The organism is Dietzia maris (assembly GCF_036287335.1).
GTDB lineage: Bacteria > Actinomycetota > Actinomycetes > Mycobacteriales > Mycobacteriaceae > Dietzia > Dietzia cinnamea.
This window is the reverse complement of record NZ_CP143053.1, coordinates 3439465-3461824: the sequence shown is the minus strand read 5'-3', so window position 1 is coordinate 3461824 and position 22360 is coordinate 3439465. Positions and strand designations below refer to the sequence as shown.

Below are 22360 nucleotides of genomic sequence, written 5' to 3'. Positions count from 1 at the left end.
AGTCGAGGCTAGGACAGTCCGCCGAGCAGGTCGGTCGGCAGGAGGCCGGTCAGCGAGTCGGTCGCGCTGCCGGCGCCGCTACCGGGCCCACCGAGAAGCGAGCCGAGACCGAGAGAGCCGAGGATGGGCGCCGCGAGCGACCCCGCGGCGAGCGAACCGAGCGAACCGAGAGCTTCAGAACCCATGGATGTGTCTCCTTTCGACGGGCGTGAGGCGCGAGCGGAGAGTGATCTCCGCTCACTTGGCCGAGGGTAACAGCGGCTCTCGCCCTTCCGAACCGCTCGCGGACTGATTTTTTCCTGGGGATCGCACGGGGACGCGATGCCGTGAGCCGGTCCGGCGTCAGGAGCTGCGGAGACGCCGCCCGTCCGTCACCGGCACGTACACGAACGGGTTCTGGGTCGGGGACGATGGCTCGTCGTACCTGATGGATGCGGAGATGTACGAGGACAGCGACCCGGAACCGGACGACGCGCCCCGCGAACACGACTAGGGTCGGCCGCAACGGAGCCCGTCGACGGGCTCATGGGAACGGCACAGTCAGTTCGAGGAGGCGCCATGACCGGATACTCGCACTCGCCGATGAACAGTGGGCCGTCGAAGGAGAACCGCCATCGGGTGGTCATCATCGGGTCGGGATTCGGCGGGCTCGCCGCGGCCCGGGCGCTGGAGAAGGCCGACGTCGACGTCACGCTCGTCGCCCGGACCGGCCACCACCTCTTCCAGCCGCTGCTGTACCAGGTCGCGACGGGCATCCTGTCCGTCGGCGAGATCGCGCCCTCGACCCGGCTCGTGCTGAGGGACCAGAAGAACGTCACCGTCGCGCTGGGGGAGGTGGACCAGATCGACGTCACCGCCCGGAGGGTGCACGCGACGGCCGGGCACGTCGACTTCGAGCTCGAGTACGACAGCCTCATCGTCGCCGCCGGGGCCAACCAGTCCTACTTCGGCAACGATCACTTCGAGCACTGGGCGCCGGGCATGAAGTCCATAGACGACGCGCTGGAGCTGCGGAGCCGCATCATGGGCTGCTTCGAGCAGGCCGAGGTGACGGACGACGAGGAGGAGCGACGCAGGCTGCTCACCTTTGTCGTCGTCGGCGCCGGCCCGACCGGGGTGGAGATGGCCGGGCAGATCGCCGAACTGGCGCGGCGGACCCTCAAGAACAGCTTCCGGCGGATCGACCCGCGCCGGGCCCGCGTCATCCTCCTCGACGCCGCCCCGGCCGTGCTTCCGCCGTTCGGCAACAGGCTCGGCAACGCCGCTCGTGCGCGCCTCGAGGAGATCGGGGTGGAGATCCAGCTCAACGCCATGGTCACCGACGTCGACTACTACGGGATCGAGGTCAAGGACCAGGACGGATCGCTGCGGCGCATCGACGCCACGTGCAAGATCTGGTCGGCCGGCGTCCAGGCGAGCCCGCTGGGCCGGATGCTCGCCGAGCAGACCGGCGCCGAGGTGGATCGCGCGGGGCGCGTGCTGGTGAACAAGGACCTCTCCCTGCCGGGCCGGCCGGAGATCTTCGTGATCGGCGACATGATCAACCTCGACAACCTACCCGGCGTCTCGCCGGTCGCGATCCAGGGCGGCAAGTACGTCGCCAAGCAGATCGCCCGCGAGGTGGCGACGGGACGGTCGCCGGCCGCACGCCGCCCGTTCAAGTACTTCGACAAGGGATCCATGGCGACCGTGTCCCGCTACAGCGCGGTCGCCAAAATCGGCCCGTTCCAGCTGCAGGGGTTCATCGCCTGGGTCCTGTGGCTGGTCGTGCACCTGGCGTTCCTCATCGGTTTCCGGAACCGGGTCATCACCCTGCTGTCCTGGGGACTGCACATGGGCGACCATCGCTCGCACCTCAACTCCACGGCCCGGTGGGCGTACGGGCGACAAGCCCTCGCCCGCGCGGAGCAGGTCGCCGAGCGCGACACCGAGCGCGCACCGGCCGACTGACCCCGCGCCCGGCGGGCGCAGCCGCCGACTGACTCCGCGCCCGGTGGGCTCAGCGGTCGCGGCCGACGGTGCGGGGTGGGACCGTGGCGGTCGACGACGACGACGTGAGCCCGGGCGGAAGGGGTGCGGTGACCCAGTCAGCTGATGAGTCCGCGAAACGTGCCCGACCCGTCCGCGCCAGCCCTGACGTGCCCCGGCGGCCGGGCCGCCGAGTTCGGCGCCGTGGTCGCGATCAGCGACCGCCCGTCGGCCACGCTGCCGACCCTCGTCGTGAGAACCCCGGTCAACGCTCAGCGTAGGGCTGGCACCCGGGGTTAGGCTGTCCCCATCGTCCCCGCGCCACCCTCGGAAGGTCGATCATGGGCACGCTGAGTTACACCGCGACCGTCTCGCTCGACGGCTACGTCGCGGACGCGGACGGGGACTTCCAGTGGTCCGCGCCGGACGCCGAGGTCTTCCGGTTCCACGTGGACCGCATGGGGGCCGTCGCCCACGAGGTGCTGGGGCGCCATACCTACGCGCTGATGGAGTACTGGCAGAACCCGCCCGAGGGTGAGGAGTGGGGACCCGACGAGCAGGAATTCGCGCGGCGCTGGCAGGCCATCCCCCGCACCCTGGTCTCGTCCACGATGACGGCCGACGACCTCGCCTCGGACACCGACCGCCTGGTGCCGCGTCTCGACCCGGGCACCTTGCGCCGCATCGTCGACGAGGCCGACGGTGAGGTGGAGATCTTCGGTCCGACCACCGCGGCGGAGGCGATCCGGGCGGGGATGGTCAGCGACTTCCTGTTCTTCGTCGTCCCGAAGGTGGTCGGCGGGGGCCTTCGCGCCCTGCCGCCGGATGCGCGCCTGGATCTGGAGCTCGCCGAGCAGCGCGTCTTCGGAGGCGGGACGGTGTTCCTGCACTACCGGAGCCGGTGAACTCGCAACAGAGCGCGTGGGCGGTGTAGCGCAGCCCGTGCGCCGCGGCCAGGTCGTCGTCGTCACACCCCCGCCCGTACACCCGACGACCTGCCCGGAATTGGACACGGTGCGCAGCGGGCGAGAAAAATGACGATCCACACTGTGCCACGTGCACATCCACCGCTGGGCGGGGTGACCGAGATCACCGCGCCGCCTAGCCTTGTCGCGGTCGTCGGTAGCCACCCCGCTACCCGGACCTAGCCTCGAGATTTCATGGTGGCGGCCTCGGTAGTGCGTGTCGGGCATAAAGAAAGGTGCTCTGAGCTGGAATAATGCGGGGTGTTGAAGCTCGCAAAGTATCCAGTCAAGGAGCACCTTTCTGGTGAAGAACTCTACCCTCTCGCCCATCCGCCTGGAGGTTGACCACGCCGGGAAGGGGGTCGTCTCCCACGCCGGGATTGTGCTTCCCGCCCGGGTCGCCGAAACATCAGGCCTGGTGGAAGGCCTATCGCAGGCGTTGGCGCCATGGCGGGCGCCGACCGCGGTGTTCGACCCCGGCCACATGCTGACGCAGTTGGCACTGGCGGTCGCCGCCGGCGGAGATCATCTGGTCGATATCCGCGAACTCGCCGGTGCCGACACCATCGTCGGCCCCGTGCCTTCCCCTGCCACGATCTCCCGCCTGCTGGCCGTGCTCGCTGACGATGTCGACCGCGTCGAATCAGTCGTCCAGCAGGCAATATCTCGTGCACGGGAGCACGTGTGGAACCGGGCAGAGAACAGGCCGTCGCTGCGGGCACCGAGCGCGGAGAACCCGGTCATCATCGACATCGACGCCACCTTGATCACCGCGCACTCGGACAAGGAACACGCTGCCCCGACCTATAAGAAGGGCTACGGTCACCACCCACTGCTGGCGTACTGCGACCACGGGCCCGGCGGGGGCGGAGAACCAGTGGCCGCGCTGCTGCGGCCGGGCAACGCCGGCGCGAACACCGCCGCCGACCACAAGAAACTCCTGGCCACGGCGCTGAAGTCGATCCCGGGTATCAACACCCCCCGGCCCGGGAAACGAGTACTGGTCCGCACTGACGGAGCCGGCGCATCGCATAAGTTCCTCGAGCACCTGCACCGCAAGCGGGTCCAGTACTCCATCGGATTTGCCCTCACCCCGGCCTTGGCCGCCCTGGTCGACGATATGCCGGACCAGGCGTGGCAGTCCGCACTGACCTCAGACGGCGACACCCGCGAGGGCGCCGAAGTCGTCGAACTGACCGGTGTGGCCGATTTGAGCCACTGGCCTGCCGGAATGCGGCTGATAGTCCGAGCAGAACGACCCCATCCGGGCGCTCAACTGCGATTCACCGACGCCTCCGGACGCCGCCTGACAGCGTTCGTCACTAACACCCGCCGCGGCCACATCCAGACACTTGAGCTCCGCCACCGCCAACGGGCCCGATGCGAGGATCGCATCCGCACCGCCAAGGACACCGGCCTGGCCAAACTTCCCCTGCAGACCACCGCGCAGAACCGGATCTGGATCCTCATCTGCCAACTCGCACAGCTTCTCCTGGCCTGGTCCCAGCTCATCGCCCTCGACGCCACCCCAGCCGCGACCTGGGAACCCAAACGCCTGCGCCTGCGGCTTCTCTCCGTGGCCGCGAGTCTGGCCCGCCACGCCCGAAAAACCCGCCTCCACCTCGACGAAACCGCACCATGGGGCCACCTGATCACCCGCGGCCTCGCCCGACTCGAAGACCCTGGCTAGCACCCCGGCAAGACCCTGCAGGCCCTCGACAGACGTAGCAAAACGCGGGAGACGTGGAACCCCGACGCCCACCCGGGCGACACCGGCCGAACAATCACGCCCACACACCGAAAATCGGGCAGAATCACGAGTTGACGGCGCCTTCACTCCGCTCAACTGCCGGATGAAAAATCGAGGCTAGGAGGAACATGGCAACGCCGGACGGGAACACCGATCCCCACGGGAGCACAGCCGCGGTCGCCGAGACGATCTCGGCCGAGCCGGTGCCCCGTCACCGGATCATCCTCGCCTCGCTCATCGGCACCACGATCGAGTTCTACGACTTCTACATCTTCGCCACCGCCGCGGTGTCGGTCTTCCCGCTGCTGTTCTTCGCCGGCGGCGACGCCAGCACGGCGCTGCTCGCCTCCATGGCCACGTTCGGCACGGCGTTCATCGCCCGCCCACTCGGGTCCATCGTCTTCGGGCACTACGGCGACCGCCTCGGCCGCAAGGTCACCCTGGTCGGCGCGCTGCTCACGATGGGTATCGCGACGTTCCTCATCGGCCTGTTGCCGACCATCCACCAGATCGGCCTGTGGGCCCCGGCGATGCTCACGATCCTGCGCTTCTTCCAGGGCATCGGCCTGGGCGGCGAGTGGTCGGGCGCGGCGCTGCTGGCCTCGGAGACCGCACAGCCCGGGAAGCGCGGGTTCGCCGCGATGTGGCCGCAGCTCGGCGCACCGTTCGGCTTCATCCTGGCCAACGGCATCTTCCTGCTGCTGACCGTCTGGTTCGCGTACGACTCCACCGCCGCCGAGCTGTCGGACCCGTTCCTCGTGTGGGGCTGGCGCCTGCCGTTCCTGCTGTCGATCGTCATGGTCGGCGTGGGCCTGTACGTGCGGCTGCGCATCGAGGAGACGCCGGTCTTCGCCCGCGCGGTCGCCAACAACGAGCGCGTCAAGACCCCGGTGTCCGAGGTGTTCCGCCGCAACTGGTGGGAGATCATTCTCGGCACGTTCATCATGCTGGCCACCTATGGCCTGTTCTACCTCATGACCACGTGGATCCTGTCGTTCGCGATCGGTAGCGAGGAGACCGGCGGGCTCGGCTACGGCTACCAGTCGTTCCTCATCATCCAGGTCATCGCGATCCTGCTGTTCGCGGCGTTCGTCCCGATCGCCGGCTGGCTGGCCGACGTGCTCGGGCGCCGTCGGATGCTCATCGGCGTCACGGCCGCGATCATCGTCTTCGGCCTGAGCTTCGGCTGGTGGCTCGAGCCCGAGGCCATGGGCACCGGCGACGACCTCGACGTCACCCGCATGCTGCTGTTCCTCAGCGTCGGCATGATGCTCATGGGCCTGACCTTCGGCCCGATGTCGGCGGTGCTGCCGGAGCTGTTCCCCACCAACACCCGCTACACGGGCTCGGGCGTGGCGTACAACTTCTCCGCGATCCTCGGCGCGGCGCTCACCCCGTTCGTCGCGGTGTGGCTCGTGCAGAACTACTCGGTCGCCTACGTCGGCTACTACCTCGTGGGCCTGTCCGTGCTGACGATCATCTCGCTGATCCTCGCGCCGGAGACCAGCAAGGCCTCGATGTACACCGAGGACGCCGAGATCGGCCGCACCACCCGCTCCGGGGGCGCGTCCGCCTGACCGCGCTGTAGCGCACCCCGCGCGCCGCGAACCGCGCCGCGCGCCGCGCGCCGCTGACAGGGCCCGCCTCCCAGCCCGGGAGGCGGGCCCTGGCGTCTGTCGGTAGCATTCTGTGCGTTGGTCCAGGGAACCCGGTGAGAGTCCGGGGCTGTCCCGCAACGGTGTGACCTTTTCGCCCCTCGGCGCCGCGGCGCCCCCGCGGGCGAGGTCGAGCCCGATACCTGCCGACCGCCGCCCGCGTCCGTGGTCGGCGCATGCCGGCCGAGGAGCCCCCAGCACATGAATATCTCGCGCCCTCCGCGCGGGGAGCGGGTCGCCCCGCACGCCCCGGCGGCCTCCCTACTCGTCGCCGGGACGACGTCCGATGCCGGCAAGAGCATCGTCACCACCGCGCTCTGTCGGGCGTTCGCCCGCCGCGGCCTGAGGGTGGCGCCGTTCAAGGCTCAGAACATGTCCAACAACTCGATGGTGGTCGCCGCGCGCCCGGCACCGGGCCAGTCGGGACAGCCGGGCCAGACCACCGCCGAGATCGGCCGCGCCCAGTGGATCCAGGCCCTCGCCGCGCGCGCCGATCCCGAGCCCGCCATGAACCCGGTGCTGCTCAAGCCGGGCGGCGACCGGCGCAGCCACGTGGTGGTGATGGGCCAGCCGTCCGGCACGGTGTCCTCGCGGGACTTCGTCCACGGACGCGCACACCTGGCGCAGGCGGCGTTCGCGGCCTATGACGATCTCGCCTCCCGCTACGACCTCCTCATTTGCGAGGGCGCCGGCAGCCCGGCCGAGATCAACCTGCGCTCGAGCGACTACGTCAACATGGGCCTGGCCCGCCACGCCGACATGCCCGTGGTGGTGGTGGGCGACATCGACCGCGGCGGCGTCTTCGCGGCGCTGTTCGGGACGGTCGCGCTGCTCGAGCCTGCCGACCAGCGGCTGGTCGCGGGGTTCGTCATCAACAAGTTCCGCGGCGACCCCACGCTCCTCGCGCCCGGACTGCACCAGCTCACCGCGCTCACCGGCCGCCCGGTCCACGGGGTCCTGCCCTGGCACCCCGATCTGTGGCTGGACTCCGAGGACGCCCTCGCGGTTAGCCCCCGCGCCGCCGACGCCACCGCGGCCCTGCGCGTGGCCGTGATCCGTCTGCCACGCATCAGCAACTTCACCGACGTCGACGCCCTCGGCCTGGAAGCCGACGTCGAGGTCGCCTATGTCACGGAGCCCCGCGACCTCGCGGGCGCGGACCTCGTCGTCGTCCCCGGGACCAGGGCGACCCTCGACGACCTTGCGTGGCTCCGCTCGCGGGGCCTCGACCGCGCGGTCATTACACATGTCGAGCGCGGCGGCACGGTGCTGGGGATCTGCGGCGGCTTCCAGATACTCGGCGGCGAGATCGCCGACCCCGACGGCATCGAGGGCACCCCCGGCGCGCGCGTGACCGGCCTCGGCCTGCTCGACGTGACCACGCGGTTCGGCGCGGAGAAGGTGCTGCGCCTGCCCACCGGGACCGCGCTGGGGCAGCCGGTGAGCGGGTACGAGATCCATCACGGCCGGGTGAGCGTCGGCGGCGGGGGAGAGACGGGCGACGACGACGAGGTGTTCCCCGGCGGAGCCCGGCGGGGGCGGGTGTTCGGCACGATGTGGCACGGGAGTCTCGAGTCGGACGGTTTCCGGGGCGCCTTCCTGGGCGAGGTCGCGGCAGGGCTGGGGCGGACCCGCGAGCGCTCGGACGTGAGCTTCGCGGCCGCGCGGGAGCGCCGCCTCGACCTGCTGGGCGACCTCGCCGAGGAGCACCTCGACCTGGACGCGCTGCTGGAGTTGGCGCGCTCGGGCCCGCCGCCGCTGCCGATCCTGCCGCCGGGGGCGGACCGGTGAGCGTGCTCATCCTGGGCGGCACCGCCGAGGCCCGCGAGCTCGCCGCCCTGCTGGTCGAGCGCGGGGTGCCGGTGATGTCATCGCTCGCGGGGCGGGTGGCGCGGCCTCGACTGCCGGTGGGCGAGGTGCGGATCGGCGGGTTCGGCGGCGTCGACGGACTGCAGCAATACCTGATCGAGGCCGGCGTGACAGCGGTCGTCGACGCCACCCACCCGTTCGCCGCGGGCATCTCGTCCAACGCCGCCGCCGCGTGCGCGGCCGCGCGGGTCCCGCTGCTGCGCCTCGAGCGACCCGGCTGGGCTGCCGCTCCGGGGGCCGACCGCTGGCACTGGGTCGATGACCACGACGAAGCCGCGGCCACCGCCGCCCGCCTGGGCCGACGGCCGTTCCTCACGATCGGGCGGCAGTCGCTGGACAGGTTCGTGAGCCCCCTCGCCGAGCATCAGGCGCTGGTCAGGGTGGTGGACCCGCCCGAGGTGGAGCTGCCCGAGCCGTGGCGGTTGCTGCTGAGCCGGGGCCCCTTCTCTGTCGACGCCGAGCGCGATCTCTTCGCCGAGCACGGCGTGGACGTGCTGGTCACCAAGGACTCGGGCGGCGACCACACGTGGTCGAAGATGGCTGTGGCCGACGAGCTCGGCGTGCCGGTCGTGGTGGTGCGCCGACCCGGCCCCGCGCCGGGTGTGCAGGTGGTGGACGACGCCGCGGCCGCCGCGGACTGGGTCAGCGCGTCCGCCGCGAACTCCTAGGCGAACTTCGGTGTAGTTACTGCGAGAATCCGGCCGGTTCATCGCAGTAACTACACCAAAGTCTCGCGTCGTGTCAGTCGCGGACCGCCTGGCCCGTCGTGGAGCGCCCGGCCGACTCCCGCTAGAGCAATTCGAGGTTGATCTCCCGGATCCGGTCGCCGTCGACCTCGATCTCTTCGGGCGTCATGCGGTCGACGAATGTGCTGGTCATCGCGCGGTAGGTGTCGAGGTAGGCGGAGAGCCCGAGCTGCGTCCCGGCGGCGGAGTGCAGGACCGCGTCCTCGTGCAGCACGGCCGCCAGCTGGTGCGGGTCCTCGCTGTTGTAGGCCTCGAAGTGGGCTGTGATGACGTCGTGGACGCTCTCATGGTCTCCTCGCTTGCCGCGGTCGGCCGGGGCGCTGGTCCGGTCGATGCCCAGCCCAATCTTGTTCGGTCGTCATCATCGCGGAACTGGTCGTAGCCATCGAGCGATTCCGGCCGCATCCCCGCGATGGCTACGACCAAACCGGGGTCAGGGCCGGGCGAGTTGGGCTGGCCGGCGCCCCGACGCGCGGCTGGCGGGCCTGGGTGCCTCGGCGAACTGCCGGACCCGCTCCGCGAACCGGACCGCCAGCGCAGGATGCCCCGCCCAGTGGGTGTGCAGGTAGGAGGCGTGCACCGACCCGGTGACGAAGCCCTCCGGCCCCGCGCTGCTCGTCCACGCCGGGCTCGCGCTCAAGCCCGGGCCCGGGCCCGCGCCTGAGCCCTGCCCCGTCGGCCGCGGCTCCGTGTCCGCACCCGCCGCAGGCGTGACCGCCGTGCGATGGAACTCGTGCCCGGTGACCTCGGCGCCGGCGGCGGCGAGGACGCTGTCGGCGACGGCCGTCGAGCGCCGGTAGGCCAGCGTGAGCCGCGGGGCCATGGCGGCGTCGGCGTCGATCGCGCCCACCATCGGCACGCCGTCCAGGCTCCGGCAGAGATACAGCAGGCCCGCGCATTCGGCGACGGTCGGCACGCCCGCGGACGTCGCCGCGCGCAGTGCCCGCAGCATCGGCTCGTTGGCGGCGAGGTCGCCCGCGTGCACCTCGGGGAACCCGCCTCCCAGGTAGATCCCCGCGGTCCCGTCGGGCAGGGACTCGTCGGCCAGCGGGTCGAACGGCGCGACCGAGCAGCCGGCCGCCTCGAGCAGTTCGACCGTCTCGGCGTAGCGGAACGTGAAGGCCCGGCCGCCGGCCACGGCGATGAGCGGGCGGCCCTTGTCGTCGTCGTCGTCGCCGGATCCGCGCCCGCCACCTGCCACCGCCTCCTGCGCCGACCACGCCTCCTGCGCCGACCACGCCTGCCCGCGCAGCGGTGGCGCGGACCGCGCGATGCGCATGACGGCCTCGAGGTCGATGGATGCGGCGACCTTCCCGGCGAGGTGGTCCAGCGACCGCGCGGCCTCGGGGCGCTCGGCGGCGGGGACGAGGCCGAGGTGGCGGGAGGGGGCGGTGACGTCGTCGTCGCGCTGGAGCACGCCCAGCACGGGGATGCCCAGGGGCGCGAGGGCGCGGCGGACCTCGTCGGAGTGGCGTACGGACCCCGCCTTGTTGAGCACCACCCCGGTGATCCGGACGTCCGGGTCGAACGTGGCCATGCCGAGGACCGTGGCGGCGATGGTGCGCGAGGCGTGCGAGATGTCGACGACCAGCACGACGGGGGAGTCGGTGAGGCGGGCGACGTGCGCGGTGGAGGCGAACCCTTCGCGGCCGATGTGGCCGTCGTACAGGCCCATGACGCCCTCGATCACCGCGATGTCGGCCGGCCGCCCGCCGCGAGTCCCGCCGAACCGCGCACCGTTCAGCAGCAGCGGTACGATCCGATCCTCGCCCACCAGGTGCGGGTCGAGGTTGCGGCCCGAGCGGCCGGTGGCGAGGGCGTGGTAGCCGGGGTCGATGTAGTCGGGGCCCACCTTGTGCCCCGAGACCTCCCGCCCGGTACGGCGCAGCGCGGCCATGAGGCCGGTGGCGACGGTGGTCTTGCCGTGCCCCGACGCCGGCGCGGCCACGACCAGGCGCGGGAGTTCACTTACCACTCGATCCCCCGCTGCCCCTTCTGCCCGGCGTCCATGGGGTGCTTGACCTTGCCCATCTCGGTGACGAGGTCGGCCACCTCGAGCAGCCGTGGATCGGCGTCGCGGCCGGTGATCACGACGTGCTGCCGCCCGGGCCGCGCGGCGAGGGTGGCCACCACGTCGTCGACGTCCACCCAGCCCCATTTCATGGGATAGGTGAACTCGTCGAGCAGGTACAGGTCGTGCCGCTCGGTGGCGAGGCGGCGCTTGATCTCGGCCCAGCCCTCGGCGGCATCGGCGGCGTGGTCGGCCTCGGTGCCTTCCTTGCGCGACCACGACCATCCCGAGCCCATCTTGTGCCACTCCACCGGGCCGCCCTCGCCGGTCTCGGCGTGCAGGCGGGCGAGCCGCTCCATGACGGTCTGCTCGCCGATGCGCCACTTGGCGGACTTGACGAACTGGAACACCCCGATGTCCCAGCCCTGGTTCCACGCGCGCATGGCCAGCCCGAACGCGGCGGTGGATTTCCCCTTGCCGGGCCCGGTGTGGACCATGACGAGCGGGCGGTTTCGGCGCTGGCGGGTGCTGAGGCCGTCGTCGGGGACGGTGGTGGGTTGTCCCTGGGGCATCAGGCGACCTCGTTTCGCGTCGTGGGGGTCGGTGCGGTGGTGTGTTCTCGAACGGTGCGGGTGAGGCCGTCGGCGGTGACCTCGCCCAACGGCACGTGCTCGGCGCCGAGGTGCGCGGCGAGTTCGGCGGCCAGGCCCATGCGGAACCGGCCGGTCTCGCAGTCCACCACCACGGACGCCACGCCGAGGGAGGCCAGCCCGGCCGCCGCGGTGCGGGACCTGGCGAGGGCGTCCGGGCCGTGGGTGGCGCGGCCGTCGGTGACGACGACGAGGAGGGCCCGCCGCCGCGGATCGCGGACGCCTTCGATGCGCAGGACCTCGGCGGCGGTGAGCAGTCCCTCGGCCAGTGGGGTCCGGCCGCCCGCTGGGAGTTCCGCGAGGCGGGTGGCCGCGATGTCGACCGACGAGGTGGGCGGCAGGGTCACGTGGGCCGCGGACCCGCGGAAGGTCACCAGTCCCACCTTGTCGCGGCGGCGGTAGGCGTCCAGCAGTAGGGAGAGGATCGCGGTCTTGACCTGCTCCATCCGGGTGCGGGCGGCCATGGAGCCGGAGGCGTCCACGCAGAACAGCACGAGGTTGGACTCGCGGCCCTCGCGCACCGCCGAGCGCAGGTCCTCGGCGGCCAGCCGGAGTCGACCGCCGTTGCGGCCGGCCTCGCGACCCCGGGCGGACTGCTGCGGCGCGGCGGAGCGGATCGTGGCGGGCAGGTGCAGGTCGGCCCCGGTGAACGCGCCCGCGCCGATGCGGCGGCCAGTGCTGGTAATGGCCCTCGACCGGCGGCCGGCCGCGCCCTGGCCGGTACCGGCGACGGCGAGCAGGCGGGTGCGGTACGGCGCCGCGGCCGCGGTGACTGTGCCCGGCTCGGGCGGGATGGGCCCGGGTGCGTCGGACCGCGAGCCGTCGCCGGGGGTGTCCTCCGCGGCGTGTCCGCCGGGCAGCTCGTCGGCTCGGCTGTCGGCGTCGTCGTCCGAGTGGCCGTCCGCCTGGTCGGTGCCCGCGGTGCCGGAGGCGTCGGCAGCGTCGGGGCTGTCCTCGGTCTGCTCGGTCTGCTCGGGTGCGTGCTCGTGCCCGGCGTCCTCGGCCGAGGCCCGCGCCGGGGTCGACTCGGCATCCGTCGTGTCTGCCGACGCGGACTCGTCTGCGGACTCCGACTGTTCGGCGTCGTCGGCTGGCGCGGTCTCGTCCCGGGGGTCGGGATCGGGCTCGTCGTCGTCGCCCAGGAGCCGTTCCAACAGGTCCTCGTCGAGCCCCGGCGCATCGAACGGGGCACGACGGCGGCGGTGGGGCAGTGCCATGCGCGCGGCGACGCGGATGTCCTCGCGGGTGATCCGGGTCCGGCCCTGCCATGCGGCGTGGGCGGCGGCGGTGCGGGCGGTAACGATGTCGGCGCGCATGCCGTCCACGTCGAAGCCCGCACACACCCGGGCGATGGTGGACAGCGCCCAGGGGGTCAGTCTCATCCGGTCGAGTACGCGCCGCGCGGCGGCGATCCGCTCGCGCACTGCGGCCTCGTCGGCGGCGTGGGCGGCGACGAATCCCGCCGGGTCGGCCTCGAACGCGATCCGGCGGCGCACCACCTCGGCGCGCAGCTCCGGGTCCCGGGGCGCGGCCACCTCCACGGTGAGGCCGAAGCGGTCCAGGAGCTGGGGCCGGAGCTCACCCTCCTCGGGGTTCATGGTGCCGATCAGCACGAAGCGCGCGGCGTGCTCCACCGAGATGCCGTCGCGCTCCACGGTCACCCGGCCCATCGCGGCGGCGTCGAGCAGCAGGTCCACCACGTGGTCGTGGAGCAGGTTGACCTCGTCCACGTAGAGCAGTCCGCGGTGTGCGCGGGCGAGTAGGCCCGGTTGGAACACGGTCACCCCGTCGGCAAGCGCACTCTCCAGGTGTAGTGATCCGGTGATGCGGTCCTCGGACACCCCGATTGGTAGCTCGACCAGGCGGACGGGCCGCCGCTCGGTGGGCGCGTCGTGGGGGATACGCCCGTCCGGGGTCTCGGAACCGCGGTCGTCAGGTGCGGAGGAGAAGCGGTCGCCGGTGACGACCTCGACCTCCGGCAGGATCCCGGTGAGGGCGCGGACCATCGTGGACTTGGCCGTGCCCTTCTCGCCGCGGATCAGCACGCCGCCGACCGCCGGGGACACCGCGGTCAGGGTCAGGGCCAGCGCCATGTCGTCGGAACCGACGACAGCGCTGAAGGGGTAGTGCAGTGGCATGGGGGCTCCCGCTCTCGTCTGCCAGGCTGGTCAGCGCGAGGCCGGTCTCCGGACTTCCCGGCTCATCTCGGATGTGCGCGCGGGGCGCGATCGCCTGAGAGGCCGGGTTACCGTAGCGGGCCCTGTGCCGGATTCTCACCGGCTTCCCTGATTCTCCCCTCCGCCCGCTCTCGCGGTCGTGGGGCACCTCGTGCTGTGGGGTCTGTTCGGTTGTGTGGTGCCGAGGCTAGCCCAACGGCCTGTCCCGGGGCGCCTCAGGTGTCGCGGTAGGGTTCCGCGTCATGAATGCACGGGTGGTGGTCGTCGGCATCGGCGGCGACGGGTGGGCGGGGCTCGACGAGGCCCGCCGTCGCGCCATCATGGGCGCCGATGTGGTGCTCGGCGGCGAGCGTCATCTGGCGATGATTCCGGGCGAGGTGACGGCCGAACGCGTGCCGTGGCCGCGGCCGCTGCGGGACGGGTTGCCGGAGCTGCTCCAGCGGTGGGTCGGGCGGTCGATCGTGGCCCTGGCCTCGGGCGATCCGCTGGTCGCCGGGATCGGCACCACCCTGATCGAGCTGCTCGGCGCGGACGCGGTGGAGGTGCTCCCGGCGGTGTCCTCGGTCGCGCTGGCCCGCGCCAGGATGCGGTGGCCGGCCGAGTCCGTGGCGGTGCTGCGCGACCACCGCGCGCTGCCCCGTGAGCTGGCGCCGGGGCGGCGGGTGCTGGTGCTCTCGGCGGATCGGAACACGCCGGGAGAGGTCGCCGCGACGCTCCGGGGCGCCGGATACGGGGGGAGCGAGATGACCGTGCTCGCCGATCTGGGGAGTCCGACCGAGGCCCGGTTTTCCCGCGCGGCGCGCGACTGGGCTGTCGATCACGAGGCCCCCGCCCTGCACGTCCTGGCGGTTGAGTGCGTGGCCGACGCGTCCGCCCGACCGCTCGGACTGGTGCCGGGCCTGCCCGACGACGCCTTCGAGAACGACGGCCAGCTCACCCGCCGCGACCTGCGGGCTTCCGCCCTGTCGCGGCTCGCACCGATGGCCGGTGATTTGCTGTGGGACGTGGGCGCCGGCGCCGGGTCGGTGGGCATCGAGTGGATGCGCGCCCACCCGTCATGTCGGGCGATCGCGGTGGAGGCCGATCCCGAGCGGGCGGCGCGTGTCGCGCGCAACGCCGTGCGGCTGGGGGTGCCGTCGTTGGAGGTCGTCCACGGACGGGCGCCCCAGGCTCTGGACGGTCTGCCGCGGCCGGACGCGGTGTTCATCGGTGGAGGCGGCACTGCTCCTGGCCTGCTGAGACAGTGCTGGGACGCACTTCGTCCCGGCGGACGGCTGGTCGCGCATGCGGTGACTCTGGAGACCGAGCGCGTGGTGGTCGACGCCCGCGCCGAGTTCGGCGGGGAGCTGACCAGGATCCAGGTCGAGCACGCGGACTCGATCGGCCGGTTCGCCGGCTGGGCCCCCGCCCGTGCGGTGGTGCAGTGGGCGGCCGTGAAGCCATTCGTCGCTGCGGCTGATACTTCGGAAACAGGGGAGAGCTCGTGACCGTTCACTTCGTAGGAGCCGGCCCCGGCGCCGCTGATCTGCTGACGCTGCGCGCGGCTGCGTCCCTGCGCGAGGCCGACGTCTGCCTGTACGCGGGGACGTACCTCGACGACGGTGTGCTCGACCACTGCCGACCCGAGGCCCGGCTGGTGGACACCCAGCATCTGGACCTCGACGGGATCATCGGCGAGATCGTCGCCGCTCACGCCGATGGGCTCGAGGTGGTTCGGCTGTGTTCGGGTGACCCGTCGCTGTACTCGGCTCTCGCCGAGCAAACTCGCCGGCTCGACTCGGCTGGCGTGCCGTGGGACGTCGTTCCTGGTGTTCCGGCCTATGCGGCGGCCGCCGCCGAGCTGGGGGTGGAGCTCACGGTTCCCGAGGTGGTGCAGTCGGTGGTGCTCACCCGCGTTCAGGCTCGGTCGACGGCGATGCCGTCGACGGAGTCACTGGAGAACTTCGCCGCCACCGGCGCCACGCTGGTGCTGCACCTGGCGATCACCCGGATCCGTGAGCTGGCCGAGCGTCTGGTGCCCACGCACGGTGCCGACTGCCCGGTGGCGGTGGTGGCCAACGCGAGCCGCTCGCACCGCGTGGAGCTGCGCGGCACTCTCGCTGACATCGCGGCAGCGGTGGAGGCGGCTGGCCTGCGCCAGGCAGCGGTGATCCTCGTGGGACCGGCGCTGGTGCGGCCGGGCGAAGCGGAATCGTGGTTGTACGCGTCGAGCCCGGAGCGAGAGTCGAAGCGGCGGGGCTGAACGGATAGGCCGAAGGCAGCGGGCAACAGACAGTGTCCTCCGGCCGCCAGGAAGCCCGAACCGACGCAACGGTATCGGCGAAGGGCCGCGTGGCTCGCCAGGAACGCCAGCTGCGAGACCCGTGAGGATCGGAGAGGCTTCAGCTGCGCTCGCCAGCATCGAGGCGTAGTCACGTCCCCTGTGGGGTACACCCTTACGACACGGTCGAGGATTGGGCATTGACGCTGTGTCGCAGGGTGGGTATGCCTGTGGCTTTCGCCGTTATATGGCGGGGTTCTGTCGACGCTCTGTGGCGGCATCTGCTCATGGCGATACACGCGAGCACCGGTCTGGTCACAGATAGCGGCAGACGGTCGTGGTGTCGCATTTGGTGGGGTCGCTGGTGGTGGCACTGTGGTGAAGGTGCGCGACGGTGTGTCGCAGTGCTTGCAGGTCGGCGATTTGGCGGTCCAGGTCGCCCAGGTGGGCTTCGAGCAGGGCGTGCACGTGCTGGCAGGGTGCGACTCCGGCGTCGCGGATGTCGAGGATCTCGCGAATCTGGGCCAGGGTGAGCCCAGCGGTGCGGCCGCGGCGAACGAAGTCCAGGCGCGCCAGGGCCGCAGGGGTGTAGTCGCGGTATCCGTTGGCGGTGCGCTCAGGCGCAGGTAGTAGGCCGGCTTCTTCGTAGAAGCGCAGCGTCTTGGTTGTGGTGCCGCTGGCCACGGCCAACTCACCGATGCGCACAGTGGCCCCTTTCTCGGCTCTCGTCCATGTTCGCCTTGACCTTCCCCTGCGCTGGAACGTCCACTATGGACGCTGAAGAGGGGTCACGCGAAGGAAGGTGGGCAAATGGGTGTGGACTACGACGTCGATCTGGCCGTGATCGGCTCAGGAGGCGCGGCGATGTCCGCCGCCATCGCGGCCAGCCAGGCCGGTAAGAGCGTCGTGCTGGTTGAGCGCGGTGTTCTGGGCGGGACGTGCGTGAACATCGGCTGCGTGCCGTCCAAGACGCTCCTGGCGGCCGCCGGGGCCCGGCACGCCGCGCTCACCAATCCCTTCAAAGGTGCCCCAACGTCAGCCGCACCGGTGAACCTCGGCGATCTGGTGGCCCAGAAGGACGCACTCATCGAGCGCCTGCGTGATGCGAAGTACGCCGATGTGGCCGCTGCCTACGGCTTCCAGGTCCGCCCAGGCCAGGCCAGCTTCCTGGACGGGGACACCCTGGCCGTCGACGGCCAGGCGCTGCGGGCCCGGGCCTATCTGGTCGCCACCGGTGCCACCCCCGCCATCCCGGAGGTGGTCGGTCTCGACTCTGTGGACCGGCTGACGTCCACCACCGCGATGCAGCTGACCGAGCTGCCTGAGTCCCTGGTCGTTATCGGTGGCGGGTACGTCGGGATGGAGCAGGCCCAGCTGTTCGCTCACCTCGGCACCCGGGTCTCTGTGGTCGGGCGTCTGGCGCCGCACGCCGAGCCGGAGCTGGCCCAGAGACTTCGGGAAGTCTTCACCGACGACGGCATCACCGTGGTCGAAGAGCGCGCGACCACTGTGGCCCGCGAACCAGGCCCCGCAGGAGAGGTGGTGGTGACCACGGACTCGGGCGAACAGGTGCGCGGCGCGCAGGTCCTGGTGGCCACCGGACGCCTGCCCCGCACCGACGGCCTGAACCTGGCCGCTGCCGGTGTGGACGTGGACGAGCGCGGCTTCGTCGTGGTCGACCAGACCCAGCGCACCTCCAACCCGCGCGTCTGGGCCGCCGGTGACGTCTCGGGGGCTCCCCAGTACGTCTACGCCGCCGCCGCCGGCGGTCGGGCCGCCGCGCTCAACGCCCTGACCGAGGACAGGTACCCGCCGGCAGCTCGGGTCGACTACGCCGGCTTTCCTGCGGTCGTGTTCACCCGGCCCCAGCTGGCCTCGGCGGGGTTGACCGAGGACGAGGCCCTCACCCGAGGGCACGCGTGCGACTGCCGCGTCCTGGACCTGTCCGATGTCCCCCGGGCGCTCGTCCAGCACGACACCCGCGGGGCGGTGAAGCTCGTCGCCGACGCCGTGAGCGGCAAGGTTCTGGGCGTGCACGCTCTGGCGGACGGGGCCGGGGAGATCATGCTGGCGGCCACCTACGCCATCAAAAGCGGCATGACCGTCGACGATCTGGCCGACACCTGGGCGCCGTACCTGACCATGAGCGAAAGCCTGCGCATCGTGGCCGGCCTCTTCCGAAACCAGATGCCGACGTCATGCTGCGCCTGAAACCCGCGGCCCCAGCGGGGTGGACGAGGGCTCCCGCGGCGGCCCGCCTGGCGCCGTGAATGTGCCTTAAAAACCTACAGTCTTATGAGACACCAGGCGGGGACCGGACGCCGAGACCGCTTCATGGGCCGATGGGCACCTTCTGCCTCTCGCGAAGTCGTCTCACCGTGAACTGTCGCAGGGTGGTGCTCGGTAGGGGTTTGTGAGTCATAATCATGTCATGAGGCTCTTGGGGTACACCCGCGTGAGCACTGCGCGTCCTGACTCGCAGTACTGACGCGGGTGTACCCCAGATGCCTCATAGCCCGATTCTGCCCCACAAATCCCTACCGAAGCCGGCTCTGAAACAAATTACGTCAAGACGACTTAGTGAGACTCCGGTGGGTGCCTGTAGCGCCAGGAAACCTGTTCAAAACTGGCCGTAGTCCTGGACGAGATTAAGTGTCTTGACAACCTTTAGGTTTTTAGGGCGTTGTCACAACAGTTCAGCAGACGCTGTATAGTTCAGCAAGTGCTGACTATTGCTTCTCGTGTCGATGTGATGAACCGGTTAGGGCGGGCGATGGCCGACCCGACACGGTCCCGAATACTGCTGACCTTGCTGGAGCAGCCGGCCTACCCGGCGGAGCTGGCCCGGGATCTGGAGCTGACACGGTCGAACGTGTCGAACCATCTGGCATGCCTGCGCGACTGCGGGATCGTTGTCGCAGTGCCCGAAGGTCGCCAGACCCGGTATGAGATCGCAGACCCGCACTTGGCCCGGTCGCTATCTTCCTTGGTCGAGATCACCCTCGCGGTCAACGAAAACGCCTCCTGCTTGGAGCCCGACTGCTCAGTGCCGGGTTGTCACGCCACGGAGGTGCAGGCGTGATCCTGTCCTCGGCCCTGCAGGCGATCGGCCTGTTCATTGCCACCAATATCGACGACATCATCGTCCTGTCGCTGTTTTTCGCCCGCGGAGCAGGCCAACGCGGAACCACCGCACGCATTCTGGCCGGCCAGTATCTCGGGTTCGCCGGCATCCTCGGCGTGGCTGTGCTCGTCTCCCTGGGCGCGGGAGTCTTCCTGCCCCCGCAGGCCATCCCTTACTTCGGGCTGATCCCACTGGGCTTGGGACTGTGGGCCGCGTGGCAGGCCTGGCGCGGGGACGATGATGACGACGATGCAAAGGTCGAGGGCAAGAACGTCGCCGTGTGGACCGTGGCCGGCGTAACCTTCGCCAACGGTGGAGACAACATCGGCGTTTACGTCCCCGTCTTTCTCAACGTGGGCCCGGGAGCCGTGGTCGCCTACTGCATCGTGTTCCTGGTGCTGGTGGCGGGACTGGTGGGCCTGGCAAGGTTCGTCGCCACCCGCCGACCGATCGCCGAAGTCCTGGAGCGCTGGGAACACATCCTGTTCCCGATTGTCCTGATCGGCCTAGGCGCCTTCATTCTGATCAGCGGCGGAGCATTCGGACTCTGACAAAACAGACGCAAACCCGGCCGCCCACCCGTGAGCCGCCGACTCGCTCTAACCCTTTCGGCCAGAACGCCCGATTGGTACGTCGTACGTCGCCGCCAAGAAGTAACCACAGAAGACCGCCACAAAGCGATCAAGTCCACAGGTATGCCTAATTATGACACGCGGTCCCGTACAATCTAGAGTCTATTGATACACAGACTCGGCGGAGGGGCCTTTTGATAGCGGAGCGGATTGGGACGCTGCGGGGGCGGTCGGGTGACGGTGGCGAAGAGGTCCTCATCGTCAGCCGCGGGAAGGTCCAGACACGGTTCCGTCGCCGAGACGAGTTGGACTGGGGCTTGCGCGTGGAGACGACGGACTCGGAGAACATCGTCGAGGGGAAACAGAAGCCGGCCCGCCGATCGTCACGGCCACGCGGACAGCGGGTGGCGTACGTGCGAGTGTCCGCCGCCGACCAGAACGAAGCTCGCCTGCTCCAAGCGGTGGGGGAGTGCGACCGGATTTATGTAGAAAAGGAGTCGGGGCGATCGCGTACTGGCCGAGAGAAGCTCGCTGAGTGCATCGGGTACCTGCGAGACGGTGACGAGCTTGTTGTTGCTTCGATGGACCGACTCGCTCGCTCCCTGGTCGACCTCAAGCAGATCGTGGGTGAGATCACCGCCAAGGGCGCGAGCGTGGAGTTCGTCCACGAACGGGCCACCTACGCCGCCGGCGGTGGTGCTGGTGCTGTTCATCGCCGCTCACTCGATGCTCGGTAGGTGGCTATACGGACACCCGCCGACCGGCGTGGATCCGGCCAGCGCGCGGATTGGCGCGCAACTGATGTTCTACGGCGGCGAGGTCATCGACTTGGCTCTGCTCATCCTGCTGTTCAGTGGCTGGTATCCGCGAGCGAGCCCTCAACGCGGGCTACTTGTACTGCCCACGCAGGTTGTGTACGCGGTCTGCGGGTGAGGCGCCTCGTAGCGCGGTGTGGCCGCGGTGGAAATTGTAGTGGTGCAGGAATGCGGGTAGGCGAGCCGCGCGGTCGGATTCGCTGACGTACGCGGTGGCGTAGGCCCATTCTTCGAGCATGGTGCGGTTGTAGCGCTCGACCTTGCCGTTGGTCTGCGGGCGGTACGGGCGGGTGCGCTTGTGTGTGATATTGCCTCCGAGGGCCTCGGCGAAGGCGTGGGAGCGGTAGCAGGAGCCGTTGTCGGTCAGCACCCGCCGCACGGTGATCCCGGCGTCGGCGAAGTAGGCGTGGGCCCGGTGCCAGAACGCGGCCGCGGTCTCCTTGCGCTCGTCTTCTAGAAGCTCGCTGTAGGCCAGGCGTGAGTGGTCGTCGACGGCATTGTGGATGTACCAGTAGCCCATCCCGCGTTTGCGGTCACGCTTTCCCTTCACCCGGCCCAAGACCTTGTGCCCGCCTCCGTCGGGGATGCGGCCAAGTTTCTTGATGTCCACATGCACCAGATCGCCCGGCGCCTCGTGCTCGTAGCGACGCGGGCGCCGCGTGTGCGCCCGGACGGGCGCGCCGGTGGCCGGGTCGGTGAATGCCAGCCTGACGCAGCTGTAGCGGGACAGGATCTTGTGCACCGTGGACGGTTGCATGCCCAGGTGGTAGGCGATCCGGGCCGGGCCCCACCGGCGGGATACGCGCAGACCGAGCACGCGGCGTTCCCGCCGCCGCGGCGTCTGGGTCGGGTTGTGGTGCGGGCGGCTGGAGCGGTCGACCATGCCGGCCTTGCCCAGCTGCCGGTACCGGCGGGCCCACTTGCGGGCGGTGGTGACCGAGACACCGAACCGCTCCGCCGCTCGCCGCGGTACCCAATCGTCGACGACGACACACCGAGCCAGACGCAGTCTTCCCGTCGGAGTCAGCGGGGCGTTAGCGTGGGACACGAAGACCTCCGTTGTGGATGTGTTTGCTTGGTCGCTTTCACACCTCACACGGAGGTCTTCCTCATGTCAGCCCGCCATGCCGACCGGTGACACAACGTCCGTGGTCAGTACAGCTACTGTCCCGCAATCCTTCTCGTAGTTATCCCTTCCCACAGGCCCGCATATCCACAGCATCGAAGGAGTGAGCAGTATGACCCAGAACCGAGCAGTCCATGTTGCCCGAGCGGCCGGAACCGGAGCGGTGGCCGGCTTAGTAGGGGCCGGATTGATGGTCATCGGCGAGAAAGCCGAACAGGCGATCACGGGCAGGCCGAACTCGTACGTCCCGGCGCGCGCCCTGCTCACGCTGTTGGGCCAAAAGCCTGGCGACGACGACCGCCCGGACGGGTGGAACCACCTCATGCACTTCAGCACCGGCGCGGCGCTGGGTGCTATTCGCGGCGTGTGGGCGGCCACCGGGATCCGAGGAGTTCATGCGACCGTGTGGCACACCGCCGTCCGGCTGGGATTTGACCAAACCGTGGAAAACGCCACCGGAGTCGGAGCGCCGCCGTCGACCTGGCCCGCGAGTGAGCAGGCCGTGGACATCCTTCACAAAGCCGTCTTCGCCGCCATCACCGGCGCGGTCGCCGAACGGCTGCTACCGCCCACCCTGCAGTCACAGCGTGGACGCATCAGCCACTGACCCCCGCCCTGAAGATGGTGGGTATCGCTAGCCACAGCAGCGCGACCGCCGAGATTCTGCACTCG

General features: G+C 70.3%; 20 protein-coding genes and 2 riboswitches. Of the genes, 13 read left to right on the top strand and 7 right to left on the bottom strand.

Annotation, left to right across the window (positions count from 1 at the left end; all coding sequences use genetic code 11):
- Nucleotides 1–8 precede the first annotated feature (8 nt).
- Nucleotides 9–185, bottom strand: a complete 177-nt coding sequence (locus VYL96_RS16135; protein WP_007627834.1) for a hypothetical protein — start codon at nt 183–185, stop codon at nt 9–11.
- 373 nt (nt 186–558) lie between these two features.
- On the opposite strand from VYL96_RS16135, the gene VYL96_RS16130 reads away from it, so the two are divergent.
- From VYL96_RS16130 to VYL96_RS16105, 6 genes are all read left to right on the top strand, one after another.
- Nucleotides 559–1950 (top strand): NAD(P)/FAD-dependent oxidoreductase, encoded by a 1392-nt coding sequence (locus VYL96_RS16130; protein ID WP_131886605.1) that lies wholly within the window; start codon nt 559–561, stop codon nt 1948–1950.
- Between the two features lie 359 nt (nt 1951–2309).
- Nucleotides 2310–2873 (top strand): dihydrofolate reductase family protein, encoded by a 564-nt coding sequence (locus VYL96_RS16125; RefSeq protein WP_131886604.1) that lies wholly within the window; start codon nt 2310–2312, stop codon nt 2871–2873.
- 364 nt (nt 2874–3237) lie between these two features.
- Nucleotides 3238–4623: an IS1380 family transposase gene (locus VYL96_RS16120; RefSeq protein WP_407935065.1), complete on the top strand. Its 1386-nt coding sequence runs from the start codon at nt 3238–3240 to the stop codon at nt 4621–4623.
- Nucleotides 4624–4811: 188 nt separating this feature from the next.
- Nucleotides 4812–6260: an MFS transporter gene (locus tag VYL96_RS16115; RefSeq protein ID WP_007627845.1), complete on the top strand. Its 1449-nt coding sequence runs from the start codon at nt 4812–4814 to the stop codon at nt 6258–6260.
- Between the two features lie 83 nt (nt 6261–6343).
- Nucleotides 6344–6503: riboswitch (cobalamin riboswitch) on the top strand.
- Between the two features lie 36 nt (nt 6504–6539).
- Nucleotides 6540–8129, top strand: a complete 1590-nt coding sequence (locus VYL96_RS16110; protein ID WP_131886661.1) for a cobyric acid synthase — start codon at nt 6540–6542, stop codon at nt 8127–8129.
- Nucleotides 8126–8875, top strand: a complete 750-nt coding sequence (locus VYL96_RS16105; RefSeq protein ID WP_131886660.1) for a cobalt-precorrin-6A reductase — start codon at nt 8126–8128, stop codon at nt 8873–8875. The genes VYL96_RS16110 and VYL96_RS16105 overlap by 4 nt, the downstream gene beginning before the upstream one ends.
- Nucleotides 8876–8996: 121 nt before the next feature.
- Here the strand turns inward: VYL96_RS16105 and VYL96_RS16100 are convergent, their stop codons facing one another.
- From VYL96_RS16100 to VYL96_RS16085, 4 genes are all read right to left on the bottom strand, one after another.
- Nucleotides 8997–9221: a nuclear transport factor 2 family protein gene (locus VYL96_RS16100; protein WP_131886659.1), complete on the bottom strand. Its 225-nt coding sequence runs from the start codon at nt 9219–9221 to the stop codon at nt 8997–8999.
- Nucleotides 9222–9386: 165 nt separating this feature from the next.
- Nucleotides 9387–10928: a cobyrinic acid a,c-diamide synthase CobB gene (locus VYL96_RS16095; RefSeq protein WP_131886658.1), complete on the bottom strand. Its 1542-nt coding sequence runs from the start codon at nt 10926–10928 to the stop codon at nt 9387–9389.
- The gene (gene cobO, locus VYL96_RS16090) at nt 10922–11536 is read right to left on the bottom strand and encodes a cob(I)yrinic acid a,c-diamide adenosyltransferase (RefSeq protein ID WP_131886657.1); all 615 of its coding nucleotides are present in this window, start codon (nt 11534–11536) and stop codon (nt 10922–10924) included. The genes VYL96_RS16095 and cobO overlap by 7 nt, the downstream gene beginning before the upstream one ends.
- Nucleotides 11536–13752, bottom strand: a complete 2217-nt coding sequence (locus tag VYL96_RS16085; RefSeq protein WP_131886656.1) for a VWA domain-containing protein — start codon at nt 13750–13752, stop codon at nt 11536–11538. The genes cobO and VYL96_RS16085 overlap by 1 nt, the downstream gene beginning before the upstream one ends.
- A gap of 22 nt (nt 13753–13774) precedes the next feature.
- Nucleotides 13775–13958: riboswitch (cobalamin riboswitch) on the bottom strand.
- A 75-nt stretch (nt 13959–14033) separates the two neighbouring features.
- On the opposite strand from VYL96_RS16085, the gene cbiE reads away from it, so the two are divergent.
- A complete protein-coding gene (gene cbiE, locus VYL96_RS16080; protein WP_120283022.1) occupies nt 14034–15278 on the top strand; it encodes a precorrin-6y C5,15-methyltransferase (decarboxylating) subunit CbiE in 1245 nt (414 codons plus the stop codon).
- Nucleotides 15275–16033, top strand: coding sequence for a cobalt-precorrin-4/precorrin-4 C(11)-methyltransferase (locus VYL96_RS16075; RefSeq protein WP_120283019.1), 759 nt, complete (start codon nt 15275–15277; stop codon nt 16031–16033). The genes cbiE and VYL96_RS16075 overlap by 4 nt, the downstream gene beginning before the upstream one ends.
- Nucleotides 16034–16366: 333 nt before the next feature.
- Here VYL96_RS16075 and VYL96_RS16070 read toward each other — a convergent pair whose 3' ends face one another.
- Entirely contained in the window at nt 16367–16756 is a 390-nt protein-coding gene (locus tag VYL96_RS16070) for a heavy metal-responsive transcriptional regulator (protein WP_007928756.1), read from the bottom strand.
- Between the two features lie 105 nt (nt 16757–16861).
- Between VYL96_RS16070 and merA the strand changes: the two genes are divergently transcribed.
- The 4 genes from merA to VYL96_RS16050 all read left to right on the top strand — a co-directional run bounded on the left by merA (nt 16862) and on the right by VYL96_RS16050 (nt 20484).
- Nucleotides 16862–18262, top strand: a complete 1401-nt coding sequence (merA, locus tag VYL96_RS16065) for a mercury(II) reductase (protein ID WP_017838447.1) — start codon at nt 16862–16864, stop codon at nt 18260–18262.
- A gap of 511 nt (nt 18263–18773) precedes the next feature.
- Nucleotides 18774–19133: a Cd(II)/Pb(II)-sensing metalloregulatory transcriptional regulator CmtR gene (gene cmtR / locus VYL96_RS16060; protein WP_031265333.1), complete on the top strand. Its 360-nt coding sequence runs from the start codon at nt 18774–18776 to the stop codon at nt 19131–19133.
- Complete coding sequence (locus VYL96_RS16055) at nt 19130–19726, top strand: cadmium resistance transporter (protein WP_017838449.1); 597 nt, start codon at nt 19130–19132, stop codon at nt 19724–19726. The genes cmtR and VYL96_RS16055 overlap by 4 nt, the downstream gene beginning before the upstream one ends.
- 344 nt (nt 19727–20070) lie before the next feature.
- A complete protein-coding gene (locus tag VYL96_RS16050) occupies nt 20071–20484 on the top strand; it encodes a recombinase family protein (RefSeq protein ID WP_372502636.1) in 414 nt (137 codons plus the stop codon).
- Between the two features lie 151 nt (nt 20485–20635).
- Here VYL96_RS16050 and VYL96_RS16045 read toward each other — a convergent pair whose 3' ends face one another.
- A complete protein-coding gene (locus VYL96_RS16045) occupies nt 20636–21610 on the bottom strand; it encodes an IS481 family transposase (RefSeq protein WP_120283059.1) in 975 nt (324 codons plus the stop codon).
- Nucleotides 21611–21800: 190 nt separating this feature from the next.
- Between VYL96_RS16045 and VYL96_RS16040 the strand changes: the two genes are divergently transcribed.
- Nucleotides 21801–22295 carry a hypothetical protein gene (locus tag VYL96_RS16040; protein ID WP_120283057.1) on the top strand — a complete coding sequence of 165 codons (495 nt, stop codon included), beginning with the start codon at nt 21801–21803 and terminating at the stop codon, nt 22293–22295.
- The last annotated feature ends 65 nt before the right edge of the window (nt 22296–22360 follow it).

What these genes read in the sequence shown, in the direction of transcription:
- cbiE (WP_120283022.1), top strand. Translation starts at nt 14,034, where the DNA reads ATGAATGCACGGGTGGTGGTCGTCGGCATCGGCGGCGACGGGTGGGCG.
- VYL96_RS16135 (WP_007627834.1), bottom strand. Translation starts at nt 185, where the DNA reads ATGGGTTCTGAAGCTCTCGGTTCGCTCGGTTCGCTCGCCGCGGGGTCG.
- VYL96_RS16125 (WP_131886604.1), top strand. Translation starts at nt 2,310, where the DNA reads ATGGGCACGCTGAGTTACACCGCGACCGTCTCGCTCGACGGCTACGTC.
- VYL96_RS16110 (WP_131886661.1), top strand. Translation starts at nt 6,540, where the DNA reads ATGAATATCTCGCGCCCTCCGCGCGGGGAGCGGGTCGCCCCGCACGCC.
- VYL96_RS16115 (WP_007627845.1), top strand. Translation starts at nt 4,812, where the DNA reads ATGGCAACGCCGGACGGGAACACCGATCCCCACGGGAGCACAGCCGCG.
- VYL96_RS16085 (WP_131886656.1), bottom strand. Translation starts at nt 13,752, where the DNA reads ATGCCACTGCACTACCCCTTCAGCGCTGTCGTCGGTTCCGACGACATG.
- VYL96_RS16040 (WP_120283057.1), top strand. Translation starts at nt 21,801, where the DNA reads ATGACCCAGAACCGAGCAGTCCATGTTGCCCGAGCGGCCGGAACCGGA.
- cobO (WP_131886657.1), bottom strand. Translation starts at nt 11,536, where the DNA reads ATGCCCCAGGGACAACCCACCACCGTCCCCGACGACGGCCTCAGCACC.
- VYL96_RS16130 (WP_131886605.1), top strand. Translation starts at nt 559, where the DNA reads ATGACCGGATACTCGCACTCGCCGATGAACAGTGGGCCGTCGAAGGAG.
- merA (WP_017838447.1), top strand. Translation starts at nt 16,862, where the DNA reads ATGGGTGTGGACTACGACGTCGATCTGGCCGTGATCGGCTCAGGAGGC.